A 13,241-nucleotide genomic window follows, 5' to 3' on the forward strand; every position below is an offset into this window, starting at 1 on the left:
CGACCGGAAGAGGGCGTATTAGGATGCACGCCTGACCGCTCACCGCCGACGGGGCGGCGGGGCAGCGGGCTGGCACGAAGGGACGACGCGGTGATCAATCGGGTACGACAGCTGCGCAAGGAACGGCTGATGACCCTCGAAGTCCTCGCGGAGCGCGCCGGAGTGACCAAGAGCTATCTGTCCAAGGTCGAGCGCGGCCAGAGCACGCCCTCCATCGCCATCAGCGCCGCGCTGGCGCGCGCCCTGGACGTCCCCCTCGACACCCTCTTCGCCGACGCCGAGGAGCTCACCGACGTCACGGTGACCCGGGCGCACGAGCGCCAGCCGCTCACCCCCGACCAGGAGGTCGGCTCCCACTACGAGGGCATCGCGCTCCAGGCCAGCAACAAGCGCATGACGCCGTTCATGCTGCGGCCCCCGCATGACGCCGGCCCCGTGCCGTTCCGGGACCACCCCGGCGAGGAGTTCCTCTTCGTCCACGAGGGCCGGGCCGAGCTGCTCTTCCCCTCGCGCTCGATCGAGCTCGGACCGGGGGACTCCGTCTATTTCAGGGCCACGGCCCCGCACAAGGTCCGCTCGCTGAGCGCCGAGCGCGCCGCCGTACTGCTGCTGGTCTGCGACGACCGGAGCGGGCCGGAGACCCCGCACCCCCATCTCCCCTGACCGGCCCCGCCCACCAGGCCCCGAAGGATCCGCTCACATGGCGGCGACGGGGAGGTCGCCGGCGTGCACGACGTTGGTGAGCCGCACGGCGCCGCGCAGCACCCGGGCCAGCGCGACGGCGTCGTCCACCGCCCAGATGTGGACGAAGAACAGACGCGGCTCGTCCGTCAGGCCGTGGTTGTGGAGTTCGACGACGTTGACGCCGCCCTGGGTCAGGGCCCTGAGGACGCTCTGAACCTCCTTGGCGACCATGGCGAAGTCGCCGTTGAGCGCGGCGCGGCCGCCGCCCAGGGGCTGGAAGTTGAAGGCCGTGGTCGATCCCAACCCGGGTGGCAGCACCATGCCGTTGTCGGTGATCTGCTCGCGCCGGACGAAGAGGCACTTGTAGATGCCGTCCTCGACATAGCCCTTGGCCTCCAGCGCCGCGTCGATCCCCTCGCGATCCAGGTCCATGCGGGCGGAGGGCTCCACGGGGACCGGCGGCGGGGTGGCGGTGCGGTCGAGGGCCGCGCGCAGTCCGCGGGCCAGGACCAGCGGGTCGCCGCCGTGGGCGTGGACATGGGTCCACCAGACGTCGGGCACCTGGGAGAGCAGGTGCTTGTGGATCGCGGTCTGCTCGATCCCGTGCTCCTGGAGGGCCGCGGTCACCTGTTGCAGTTCTCCCTCCTCGACCACCACGTCGCCCATCATCAGGGTGTGGCCGTCGGCGTAGCGCACGAAGCCCACATGGGTTCCGAGGGCGAGCGCCGGTGCGACGGCGACGCCGTGGGAGGCCACGCTGAGGTCCCGGCGGGGGAAGCCCGTGTGGTAGACGGTGCCGCGCATCATGTTGCCGGCCCGGCCCAACGCGCCGGCGACGCCCTTCCAGTCGGCCTCGGTCGTCGGCACGGGCTCGATCAGCTTGCGACGGCGCGCCCCAGCCGACTCGCCCGCGTCCGCCCGGGACGACAGGGCCGTCCCGGCCGCGGCCCCGGCGGCCACCGGCGCCAGGGCGGCGGCCACCACCCACCGCCGCGAAGCGAACCTCCGGGCATCGGCGTCCCGCTGTCGGTCTCCACTGCTCACCTGGCCACCTCCGTGAGGAGATGAGATCACGCCGAGGGGATGAATCATGACAGACATGGCCGAAAACCCCGACGATCGACCGGGTCGGACGTGGGCGTAGCCGGCGGCCGCGGCGCCCCGGGCGCGATCAAGGCCCGGGGGCCGGGGTTCCGGGTTCGGGGCCGGGGGCCGAGTCCGGGGCCGGAGGGCCGGGGTTGACCCCGGCCTGGACGGCGAGCACATTGGAAGAGAAGGCATTTATCCCAATTTGCCGTATTTTTCAACCACTTTGCCGTATTTTCAACTACCACGCACCAGTGACCAGTGAGGTGGGCATGATGCGCCAGTACTACCACCGTGACCGTCTGGTCGAGGTGGAACAACTGGACGACGTGATCGCGGTCCGCGTCGACGGAGACGCCCGCGGCGCCGCCGCCCCCGGGGCGGACCTGGGGACGAGCGCCCGTGGAGCGCTGCGCGAGGCCCACATCGACGAGGAGACCACCGCGGCCTTCGCGCGGGCCCGCTGGCAGTTCATCACCCCCAGTGCGCGCGCCCGCGAGACGCTGGCCGCCGGTGAGGGTCTGCCCGGGGCGACGGCGGTCGGTACGGTGATCCGCCGACCCAACGGCAGGGTCGGCATCGCCACCGACCTGTTGAACGTCCAACTGGTCCCCTCGCTCTCGCCGGCCGAGGCGGAGCGGGAGATGGAGGCGGCCGGCCTCCAGGTGGTGAACAGGCTCACCTTCGCGGAGAACCTCTACGAGGTGCGCACCACGACGGCCGAGGACGCGCTCGCGGCGTCGACCGCCCTGCACGAGAACGGGAGTTTCGTCTTCGCCGAGCCCTCCTTCGTGGAGCATGTGCCGCCGCGGTCGGCCCCGACCGACCCCCGGTACCCGGAGCAGTGGCAGTGGCACAACACCGGAGCCGCGGGCGGCACCGCCGGGGCGGACGTCAACATCGAGCCGGCCTGGGACCGCACCTCCGGAGCCGGCCTCCGCGTCGCGGTCATCGACACCGGCTTCGACACCGGGCACGAGGACCTCGCCGCCGGAGTGGGTCCGATGTCCGGCTTCTACCGCAGCGGAGTGGCGGGAGCGACCTTCCGGCAGGGCACCGCGGACATGCCGGACAGCGACCACGGCACCTTCTGCGCCGGCATGGTCGGGGCGCGGCGCGACAACGGACTCGGCGGCGTCGGCGCGGCCCCCGAATGCGAGCTGACGCTGCTGGCGTGCCTGGAGGACCAGGTCGACACCCAGACCACGCTCGCCCGCGCGGTGGCCTACGCGGCGAACCCCGCGACGGAGCTCCCCGGGGCCGACCCGGCGGATGGGGCGGACGTCCTCGTCTGCAGCCTGGGGCCGAACGGCGCGGACTGGGATCTGACCAGCACGCTGGAGCTCGCCCTCGAGGGCGCCGCCGCGGGCGGCCGCCAGGGGAAGGGGCTGGCGATCTTCTGGGCGGCGAGCAACGGCAGGAACGTCGATGTCATGAAGGACGAGGTCGTCTCGCATCCCGATGTGATCGCCGTGGTGCGGTCCACCCGCAAGGACCTCGAGGACAACGCCGCCCGGGGTCCGGAGGTCGAACTGATCGCCCCCGGGGTCGGCGTGTTCAGCACCGAGTCGGGCGACGCCTACGCCACCGACACCGGCACCAGCTACGCCGCGCCGTGCGCGGCGGGCTGCGCCGCGCTGGCGCTGTCGGTCAACCCCGAACTGACCCGAGATCAGCTGCGCGCGATCATGCGCGACTCCGCCGACAAGATCGGCGGGGTGGCCTACCCGGCCGGGCACAACGACGACTACGGCTTCGGGCGCGTGAACGCGTGCGAAGCCGTGCTGCTCGCCGCCACGGCCGTGTGACGGGCGGCGCGCACCGCCGCGGCGTGGCGGGCGCGCCCCCGTAGTCGAGCACGCCGACGAGTGCACACAGGGACATGACCATGAGCGAAGAACCTCCGGCGGAGGAGCCGGTCCTGCGATGCCATGTGGTGGCCCGGACCACGGAGGAGCTCCGGGCGTTCATCGACGAGGTGCGGCCCGACGTCGGCTGCCGGGCCGTCGCCCGGGCCTCGGGGGAGGGCGTCGGCATCGATCTCTACCTGAAGCAGGGTCAGCTCGACCGGGCCCGCTCGGCCCGGTCGGCGCCGGCCGTGACCATCATGCCGGTGGAGAACGTCACCGAGAACTGGACCGCCCGCAAGGGGGAGGTCGGCCACGGCGACCGCTACGCGCGCCGCGGGGCGGTTCCGCACGGCCTGGGACGAAAGGAGTGAGCGGTGTATCTCAACGTGGCCGAGATCGAATCGGCCATCACCAGCCTGGAGGGCGCCTACCCCGGGATGGCGGAGATCGTCGTCCCGCCGTATCCCACCCATGAGGGGCGTACGACCTCGCTCCTGCGCGTCGGCGCGCACGCCGCCGAGGCGGTGGACGGCGTGTTGATGCTCGGCGGGGTGCACGCCCGTGAATGGGTGCCGCCCGACGCGCTGGTGTCGCTCGCCGCCGACCTGCTGGAGGCGCGGGCGAACGGCACGGGGCTCTCCTACGGCGGGTCGTCGTTCACGGCGGGGCAGATCGAGGGGTTGCTGGACACCCTCAACCTGTTCTTCTTCCCCTGCGTCAACCCCGACGGCCGGGCGCACAGCCAGACCACGGCGGGGATGTGGCGGAAGAACCGCCGGCCCGCCCCCGCCGGGCACACGGCCCCCTCCTGCGTGGGGGTCGACCTCAACCGGAACTTCGATTTCCTGTGGGACCACGTGGTGAAGTTCGCCGCCGACTCGGGCGTCCGGACCTCGGCCGACCCCTGCGACCCCCAGGTGTACCGGGGCCCTTCGGCCGGTTCGGAGCCCGAGACGCAGAACGTCGGCTGGGCGCTCGACGCCTTCCCGCGCGTCCGGTGGCTGATCGACGTCCACAGCGCGGTCCCGGTCATCCTGCACATCTGGGGTGACGACCAGAACCAGAGCACCACTCCCGGCGACAACTTCACCAACCCGGCCCTCGACGGGGTCCGCGGCCGGCCGAACGACGGCATCGGCGAGTACCTCACCACACAGAACCTCGACATCCTCGGACGCCTGGGGAAGCGGATCAACGACGCGGTGTTCGCGGTGCGCTCGGTGGACTACGGCGTGGAGCAGGCGTACGGCCTCTACCCCACCTCCGGCACCAGCGACGACTACGCGTTCAGCCGGCACATCGCCAACCCTGGCGCCACCAAGGTGTTCGGGTTCACCATCGAGTGCGGCTCCAGCTTCCAGCCGCCGTACAGCGAGGCCGAGCACGTGATCCGCGAGGTGTCGGCCGGGCTGGTGGCCTTCGGGCTCGGCGCACAGGAGATCACCGACGGTCACGCGACACGGGCCGCTGGGCTGGCGGGCAGCGGCCGCTCCACCGCGGAGTGATCCGGCCCCCGCGCTCGCGGAGGTCGCCCCCGCGCTCGCGGAGGGATCCGACACCCGCCCTCGCGGGGGTGGTTCCGGCGCCCACGGACGCCCGGCCGCGGGCGCCGAGTGCCGCCGAGAGGGCCATCGCGGTGATCGTTCAGCGACCCATGGGCACCGATTATCGGACAATCAAGCAACCGCCCCCAGATCGCCGGATTGAGTCGTTTGAGACGCCGAAGGACCCGTGAGCCGTGAATCACTGCGGGTGACGTTAACGTTACAGGTGTGCGCGGTTCGCTTTTCGGTCGACGGAAGTTGCCCGGATCGCGGGCGTAAATGACCAAAAATATCCGTCATTTTTGACTGGTCCCGGCGTCATCCCCAAATGTCTGTCAAGTGTTGTTAATAAAGCCTCGGGACGGCAGCCCCTTACGGCATCTCGACTTCCGGTTGTTGCTGGCAGGCGCCGCGGTGAGCCAGATCGGCGCCCAGGTGACCCTCGTGGCGCTGCCGCTGGTCGCCGTGGTCGAACTCGACGCCTCCCCGATGGAGGCCGGGCTGCTGACCGCCTCCGAGACGGCGGCGTTTCTGCTGGTCGGATTGGTGGCGGGGGCCTGGGTGGACCGCGTGCGGCGGCTGCCGGTGCTGCTGCGCGCGGATGTCGTCCGGGCCCTGGCGATGGTCAGCCTGCCGATCGCCGCCTGGGCCGGGGCCCTGACCATGGCGCAGCTGTACCTGGTCGCCCTGGTGACGGGTGTGGCCACCGTCTTCTTCGACGTCGCGCACCAGAGCTACCTGCCGACGCTGCTGCCGCGCGAGCAGCTGGTGGCGGGCAACGGTGCGCTGGAGGCCGCGCGTTCGGCGTCGCAGGTGGCGGGCCCGGGGCTGGGTGGCGGTCTGGTGCAGCTCCTCGGGGCGCCGTTCGCCCTGCTGGCCGACGCCCTCGGCTATCTGGCCTCCGCCCTCTTCCTGCGCGGCATCCGCACCCGCGAGGCGGCGCCCGCGCCCGCCGCGCAGGCGTCGTTGCGCGCCCAGATCCTCGAGGGGCTGGCCTTCGTCTTCCGGCATCCGGTGCTGCGCATGATCGCCTGTGCCACCGCGGTCGCCAACTTCTTCACCGCGATGCTCGTCGCCGTCCAGACGGTGTTCCTGGTGCGCGTGCTGGAACTCGCGCCGGGTGCCATGGGGCTGATGATGTCCGTCTCGGCGGTGGGCGGACTGGCCGGCGCGCTGTGCGCGGGTGCCCTGGCCCGCGCGGTCGGGCAGGCACGCGTCATCTGGCTGTCGACCGTCCTCAGCGGGCCGTTCGCCCTGCTGTGGCCGCTGGCCGGCCGGGGCGCCGCCGCCGTCTGGTTCGCGCTCGGCTCCGCGGTCGTCTTCTTCGGCGCCGTCGTCTACAACGTCGCCCAGGTCAGCTTCCGGCAACTGCTCTGCCCCGACGAACTGCTCGGCCGGATGAACGCCACCCTGCGCTTCGTGGTCTGGGGCACGATGCCGCTGGGCGCCCTCGCCGGCGGCGCCATCGCCGAGACGGCCGGGCCGCGCTCCGCCGTCTGGGTCTGCGCCACCGGGATCCTGCTGGTCCCGGTGCCCCTCCTGCTCTCGCCGCTGCGCCGGCTGCGCGACCTGCCGACGGCGCCGGCCGCCGCGACGGGCTGAGGTGCCCGTCGCCGCGTCTCTCCTCCCACGATCTCCTCTCCCCCTCGGCGGTCCACCGCTTCGCGAGCGCCCCCGCCCGGCATTCGGGTGCCCGTCCGCTCGCCCCTCACGCGTGTCACGCCTCGCCCCCCCTCGCGTCCTTCTTCTGTCCACGAGCCGTCGCGCCATCCGGCGCGCGGGAGGTCATCGTGCAGCCCACGAGCATCACTTCGTCCTATCTCACCCGCTTCGAGGCCCTTGATCGAGGCGCCGGCGCCTTCGACGGCACGCCGTTGCCGGTCACCGGCGCACAGCGGCGATTCGTCCTGGCCCAGCGGCTCCACCCGCAGGGCCGCCCCACCCTGGTCCCGCTGTTCTTCACCTTCCCGGCGGGGACGGTCGACCCGGAGCGGCTGCACGCGGCCGCCGGGCATCTGGCCGCCACGCACCCGGCGCTGCGGGCCCGCCCGCTGGTGCGCCGCGGGGTGCCGGTCCAGGTGATCGGCGCGCCCGACGCCGAGGTGCGCCGGGTGCGGCCGCGCCCCGGGGAGGGTGCCGCCGGCGCACTGCTGTCCGCCCTGGGCGACTGGCCGGCGGCGGGGCCCCCGCTGCGGCTCTTCCTCGCCGCCGACGCCGAAACCACCGGGGCCGAAACCACTGGGGCCGAAACCTCCGGCACCGGCGTCGAACCCGAAGCCGGCGACGGCGGCCGGGGGCGGGAGATCCTGGCGATCGTCATGGACCACACGGTCTGCGACGAACAGTCGCTGGGCCAGATCATGGCGGATCTGGGCGCCGCCTACCGCGATCGCCTCGGGCCGCGGGACGTGCCCGCCGAGACCCTGGCCGACGGGGTGTCCGCGTACGCCGAGGCCGTGCGGCTCCAACTCGCCGCCGAGGAGCGGGCGTCCTCGGCGGCCTCCCTCGGATACTGGGCCGAGCGTCTGGCCGCGCTCCAACCGCCGTCGGACCCGCCCTCGGTCCAGGGGGCCGCGCCCGGAGGAGGCTCGGGCGGCGCCGCGGACACCGGGGCCGCGGGGCGCCGGCTGGCGCTCGACGGCGACGCTCGGGCCGCGGCCTTCCCCACCGTGCTCGACGCCTGCGTCTCCGCCGCGCGGACGCTCCACGGACGGCGTTCGGTGCCGGCCCTGGGCTATCCGTGGGGCGGGCGGCCGGCCGCGGCACCGCCGGTGCTCGGCTGCTTCCTCAACACCGTCCCCCACCCGGCCGACGACCTGGGCCGGACCGAGCGCGCCTCCGCCTGGTGGGACGACCTCGACCACGCCGACGCCCCGTTCGACGAGGTGGTCCACGCGGCCCGGCGGGCCCGGGTGCCCTGGTCGGGGCGGCTCGACGGGCTCGTCACCTTCGAGGACCTGCACCGCCGGCCGCCGCTGCGGCTCGGCGGCGTCGTCGGGCGCGAGATCCACCTCGACGGGCGCCCCCTCCAGGCTCCGTTCGCCGTGTCCGTCTCCTACGGAGCCGACCTGCTGGTCCGCATGGCCTGGGACCGGGCGGTCATCCCCGACCACCGCGCGGAGGACGCCTTCGAGGCGCTGGTCGCCGCGCTGGGCCAGCACGGGGCCGGGACTCCCGAGCGCCGCGACCCGGTGCCGCGCGACGACCGCGCGGCCCCACCGTCCCCCTCCCCCGCCTCCGAGCCCGATCCCTCCGACCCCCGCACCACCGCGGCGCCCCTGACGGCCGCCGCGCCGACGCGGCCGAACTGAGCCCACCGGCCCACTCGCCGCACCGCCCCTCCGGCCCGTGCCGTCCGACCGACGCGCGGCGTCCGGAACCCCTACCGACGACCTGCCGACCGGAAAGGTTGACCATGTTCGGACTCTCCACATCCCAGGAGATCGTCTGGCTGCACGAGCAGATGCTCCCCGGCAGCCGCGCCTACAACTTCACCGCCACCATCGATCTGCGGGGCGCCCTCGACGAGGCCGCGCTCCGGGACGGGCTGGCGGCCTCGCTGGAGCGACACCCCGGGCTGCGCCTGGAGCTCGTCGACTCCCCCAGCGGACTGCCCGGCCAGCGGGTCCGGGAGAACTGCGCGCCCCGGCTGCGCACGCTCGACCTCGGTGACGCCGAGGACCCCGAGGCCGCCTTCGCCGAGCTGCTGCGCTCCGAGGCCGAGACGCCGCTGGACACCTACGAGGCGCCGCTGCTGCGCTGGTGCCTGGTCCGCCTCGGCCCCGAGCACCACCGGCTCATCCACGTCGAGCACCACCTCGTCCACGACGGGCACTCCTTCGCCATCCTGCTCCGGGACGTGTTCACCGTCTACCGCGGGCGCGTCCTCGGCGAGTCGGTCGCCCTGCCGTCCGCCCCCTCGTACACCGACCACGTCGCGGCCGCCGACGGCGACGACCGCGCGGCACGCCGGGAGGCCGGCCTCGCGCACTGGCGGCGCGAGCTGGCCGACGCCTCCTTCGACCTGCCGCTGCCGGGCCTCGCCCGACCGGGGGCGCGCCGCCGGCACGCGGGCGGCCAACTGCGGCAGACCATCGACGCGGAGCTCGCCGAGCGGCTGCGCGCCCACAGCCGCGCCCAGGGCCACACGCCCTTCTCGACGCTGCTGACGCTCTTCGCCGAACTGCTGCGCCGCCACAGCGGACGCGCCGACCTCGTCGTGGGCACGGCCGTGGGCAACCGCCCGGAAGGGTTCGAGCAGACCGCCGGCATGTTCGTCAACACCATCCCGCTGCGGTTGCGGCTGGACCCGGCGGCCGGGGCCGACGAGGCGGTGGACGAGGTCACCGACGGCCTCATCCGCGGGCTGCCGCACCAGGACGTGCCCGTGCAGCTGCTCACCCGTGAGCTGGGCCTGCACACCACGGGCGCGGACAACCCCCTGTTCAGCGTGATGTTCAGCGCCCATGACGCGGCTCTGCCGGAGATCGAGGTGCCGGGGCTGGACGTCTCGCTGTTCGAAGGGTTCAACACCGGGACGACCCGCTTCGACCTGGACCTCGTTCTCATCCCCGACGACCGCCGTACCGTCGGCCCGCGCCGGGGCGTCGCCGGCATGACGCTGGTCTGGGACTACGACCGGGATCTGTTCGACGAGGGCGCCACCCGGCTGCTCTCGGAGCGCTTCCTCGATCTCCTGGGCGCCTACCTGGACTCCCCCACCGCGCCGTTGGCCGGCCTCGCCCCCGCGCCGGTCGCCCCGCGGGACGCCGCGGCCCCCCTCGCGAGCGCCGCCGCCACCGCCCCGGGCGCCGCCGCGGCGTCGGGGAACGACGCGGCGGCCGAGGTCGACACGACGCCGGAGGTCGACGCGGTCCTCGACCCGGCCGCCCGGGCCGAGTCCGGTCTCGTCGCCCTGCTCAGCGGCGCCCGGAAGATCACCTATGGTGAACTCGATCGACTGGTCGAGGAGTTGGCCGGGCGGTTGCGTGCCGCGGGCGTGCGGGCCGGGCAGCCCGTGGCGGCGGTGCTGCCGCGCGGGGTGGACACGGTGGTGTCGCTGCTCGCCTGTCTGCGCACCGGGGCGGTCTACAGCCCGCTGTCGCCGAACGACCCGACGAACCGGCTGGAGACGCTGCTGCGCCGGCTGCGCCCGGCACTGGTCCTGACCGACCGGCAGAGCGCGCTCTCCCTCCCCGCCGAGGGGCCGGTGCCGGTCGCGCTGCTCGACGCGGACGGCGCCTTCCCCGCGGCCGCGCCCGCCGACGCCGTGGAGCGCGTCGACGGCGCCGCGTACGTCATCCACACCTCCGGCTCCACGGGGCTGCCGAAGGCCGTCGCCGTCGGCCGGTCCGCGCTGGCCCACCACGCCACGACCGTGGCCGGGCGGTTCGCGCTGAGCCCTGGGGACCGGGTGCTGCTGTTCGCCCAGCCCTCCTTCGACGTGGCCCTGGAGGAGGTGCTGCCGTCGCTGCTGGCGGGGGCGTGCCTGGTGGTCCCGCAGCGCGAGGTCCCGACGGCGGCCGAGCTGATCGCCGTGCTGGCGGCCCGCCGGGTCACCGTCGCCAACCTGCCCACGAGCTATCTGCTCGCCGTGCGCGAGGAGCTGTGCGAGGCGCTCGCCGACGGGCTGTGGGAGCCGCGGCTGCTGGTCGTGGGCGGCGAGCGGCTGCCCGCCGCGGCGCTGCGGGAGGTGCTGGCCGCCACGGACGCGACGGTGCTCAACGCCTACGGGGTGACCGAGGCGACCATCACCTCCACCGTGCACGAGGTCTCCGCCGTGGCGGCCGAGGCCGAGGCGGAGACCGAGGTCCCGTTGGGCACCGAGCTGCCGGGCATGACGGTGCACGTCCTGGATACGGGGCTGCGCCCGCTGCCACCGGGGGCGGTCGGCGAACTCGCCGTGTCCGGGGCCGGGCTCGCCCGGGGCTACCTGGGCGGCGCCGAGGCGGCCGAGGCCACCGCGGCCCGGTTCGTCGCGGTGCCGGCGCTCGGCGGTGAGCGGGTCTACCTCACCGGCGACCTCGGCTACCGGGACCGCGACGGCCTGCTGTGGTTCCTGGGCCGCCGGGACCACCAGATCAAGCTGCGCGGGTACCGCATCGAGCTGGAGGAGATCGAGGCCGCGGCCTCCGCCGAGTTCGGCGGCCGGTCCTGCGCGGTGGTCCTCGACCGGGACGCGGCCGGCGGCCCCTGCCTGACCGGCTTCCTCGACGGCGGCGCGGAGCCCGACCAGGCGCTGCTGCACAAGACGCTGTCCGCGCGGCTGCCCGCGGCGCTCGTTCCCGCGCGCTGGATCCGGTTGGAGACCATGCCGCTGCTCCCGGGCGGCAAGCCGAACCGGGGCGCGCTGACCCGCCTCGCCGCCGAGGCACGCGCGGAGGGCACCTCCGCGGCGGAGGGCGGGTCGGCGTCGGCCGCCGACGGCTCCGACGGCGGTCCCGCGGACCCGGCCCTCGCGCTGTTGAGTGAGGGCTGGCGGGATGTGCTGGGCCATGACCGGTTCTCCGCGTCCTCGCACTTCTTCCAGGTCGGCGGGCACTCCCTGCTGGCCGCCCAGCTCGCCGCGTGGCTGGAGCCCCGGCTGGGCGTCCGTCCCCCGCTGCGGCTGCTGTTCCAGAACCCCGTCCTCGCCGACCAGGCCCGCGCCCTCACGGAGACGACCCGATGAGCCTGACCAGCACCACGCCGTCGTCCGTCCTGGAGACGGAGCACCGTGAGATCGTCGACGCCTTCACCGCGTTCGTCCGCCGCGAGCTGGTGCCGCTGGCGGCCGAGCTGCCCGAGAGCGGCGACCTTCCCCCGGCCGACCTGCGCGGCTATGTCCGCCGGCGCTCGGCGAAGCTGGGCTTCTACGCCGGCGACCACCCCGAGGAACTCGGCGGTGCGGGCATGCCGTTCAGCGCCGTGGTGCAGCTGCACCACGCCGCAGGCCGCAGCGGCTGCCCGCTGGCCCCGTACGCGCTGGCCGGGTCCGACGGCCCGAGCCCGCTGCTGCGCCAGGGCACCCCGGACCAGATCGAGCGCTATCTGAAGCCGCTGGTGCGGGGCGAGGCCACCCGCTGCCTGGCGCTGACCGAACCGAACGCCGGGTCGGACGCCTTCCACCTCACCACCACCGCCACCCGTCAGCCGGACGGCGGTTGGGTGCTCTCGGGCCGCAAGACCTTCGTGAGCAACGCCGGACACGCGGACTTCGCCATCGTCGTGGCGCGCGCGGACGACGCCGCCGCGCCGGGCGGGCCGACGGCGTTCGTCGTCGACATGGACCACCCCCGGATGCGGATCGGCCAGCGCTACGACGGCATGTCCGGCGAGGAGCTGTTCGAGCTGGTGCTGGACGAGGTGCGACTGCCGGCCGAGGCCGTCATCGGGGGGCCGGCCGGGGTCGGCGCCGCGCTCGGTCACGGCATCGACAGCCTCTCGCGCGGCCGGCTGGTGGTGGCCGCCATGTGCAACGGCCTCGCCGAGTACGCCCTGGAGCTGGGGGTCGAGTACGCGCGGGAGCGACGGGCCTTCGGGGAGCGCATCGGCGCCTACCAGCACGTGCAGGAGCACCTGGTGACCAGCCGTGCCGAGATCGAGGCGGCCAAGCTGCTGACGATGGCGTGCGCGCGGTTGGTGGACGAGGGCGCGGAGGTCCCGGAGAACGCCGCGCTGGCCAAGCTGACCTCCTCCGAGACGGCGGTCCGCATCGTGGACCGGTCGCTGCGCGTGCACGGGGCGACGGGGTGGGTCCGCGGCCACCCGCTCGAGTTCCTGTACCGGTACGTCCGGATGATGACGATCATCGAGGGCACCTCGGAGATCCAGAAGGTGATCATCGCGCGCGCCATGGGCCTGGGCTGAGCCCGCGCCATGGGCCTGGGCTGAGCCCGCGCCGTGGGCCTCGGCTGAGCCCGCGCCAGGGACATGGGCCGCGCCCGTGACACGGGCGCCCCTGCCTTCATGAGCCGAGCCCGTGGGCCCGGGCCGAACCCGCGCCCGGGTCCCGCGCGCCGTCCGACGCCCCGTCGTCTCCGGCGTCGCGCCCCCCCCGCGACGCCGCCCCTCCCTTTTCCCGGCCTCACCCTTCGAC

At 74.1% G+C, this 13,241-nt stretch carries 9 protein-coding genes; 8 read left to right on the top strand and 1 reads right to left on the bottom strand.

From position 1 onward, the window contains the following. Positions 1-90: 90 nt before the first annotated feature. Entirely contained in the window at positions 91-663 is a 573-nt protein-coding gene (locus tag CD790_RS23195) for a helix-turn-helix domain-containing protein (protein ID WP_260867803.1), read from the top strand. Positions 664-696: 33 nt separating this feature from the next. On the opposite strand, the gene CD790_RS23200 is transcribed toward CD790_RS23195, so the two are convergent. Beyond that, positions 697-1,728: a DUF1259 domain-containing protein gene (locus CD790_RS23200; protein ID WP_260867804.1), complete on the bottom strand. Its 1,032-nt coding sequence runs from the start codon at positions 1,726-1,728 to the stop codon at positions 697-699. Positions 1,729-2,024: 296 nt separating this feature from the next. Here CD790_RS23200 and CD790_RS23205 point away from each other — a divergent pair, with 296 nt between their 5' ends. The 7 genes from CD790_RS23205 to CD790_RS23235 all read left to right on the top strand — a co-directional run bounded on the left by CD790_RS23205 (position 2,025) and on the right by CD790_RS23235 (position 13,012). Then, positions 2,025-3,578 carry a S8 family serine peptidase gene (locus CD790_RS23205; RefSeq protein ID WP_144385242.1) on the top strand — a complete coding sequence of 518 codons (1,554 nt, stop codon included), beginning with the start codon at positions 2,025-2,027 and terminating at the stop codon, positions 3,576-3,578. Positions 3,579-3,658: 80 nt separating this feature from the next. Next, the gene (locus CD790_RS23210; protein ID WP_144385243.1) at positions 3,659-3,991 is read left to right on the top strand and encodes a hypothetical protein; all 333 of its coding nucleotides are present in this window, start codon (positions 3,659-3,661) and stop codon (positions 3,989-3,991) included. Between the two features lie 3 nt (positions 3,992-3,994). Then, positions 3,995-5,125: a M14 family metallopeptidase gene (locus tag CD790_RS23215; protein WP_144385244.1), complete on the top strand. Its 1,131-nt coding sequence runs from the start codon at positions 3,995-3,997 to the stop codon at positions 5,123-5,125. Positions 5,126-5,506: 381 nt separating this feature from the next. Then, positions 5,507-6,766 (top strand): MFS transporter, encoded by a 1,260-nt coding sequence (locus CD790_RS23220; RefSeq protein ID WP_399218095.1) that lies wholly within the window; start codon positions 5,507-5,509, stop codon positions 6,764-6,766. A gap of 188 nt (positions 6,767-6,954) precedes the next feature. After that, positions 6,955-8,475, top strand: coding sequence for a non-ribosomal peptide synthetase (locus tag CD790_RS23225; RefSeq protein ID WP_144385245.1), 1,521 nt, complete (start codon positions 6,955-6,957; stop codon positions 8,473-8,475). Between the two features lie 104 nt (positions 8,476-8,579). After that, positions 8,580-11,834, top strand: a complete 3,255-nt coding sequence (locus CD790_RS23230) for a non-ribosomal peptide synthetase (protein ID WP_144385246.1) — start codon at positions 8,580-8,582, stop codon at positions 11,832-11,834. Next, the gene (locus tag CD790_RS23235; RefSeq protein WP_144385247.1) at positions 11,831-13,012 is read left to right on the top strand and encodes an acyl-CoA dehydrogenase family protein; all 1,182 of its coding nucleotides are present in this window, start codon (positions 11,831-11,833) and stop codon (positions 13,010-13,012) included. Before CD790_RS23230 ends, CD790_RS23235 begins: the two co-directional genes overlap by 4 nt. Positions 13,013-13,241: the final 229 nt, after the last annotated feature.

Source organism: Streptomyces sp. SAJ15 (assembly GCF_007595705.1).
Taxonomy (GTDB): domain Bacteria; phylum Actinomycetota; class Actinomycetes; order Streptomycetales; family Streptomycetaceae; genus Streptomyces.

Excerpts from the sequence above, each read along its gene's own strand:
- CD790_RS23210 (WP_144385243.1), top strand. The coding sequence starts at position 3,659 with ATGAGCGAAGAACCTCCGGCGGAGGAGCCGGTCCTGCGATGCCATGTG.
- CD790_RS23230 (WP_144385246.1), top strand. The coding sequence starts at position 8,580 with ATGTTCGGACTCTCCACATCCCAGGAGATCGTCTGGCTGCACGAGCAG.
- CD790_RS23235 (WP_144385247.1), top strand. The coding sequence starts at position 11,831 with ATGAGCCTGACCAGCACCACGCCGTCGTCCGTCCTGGAGACGGAGCAC.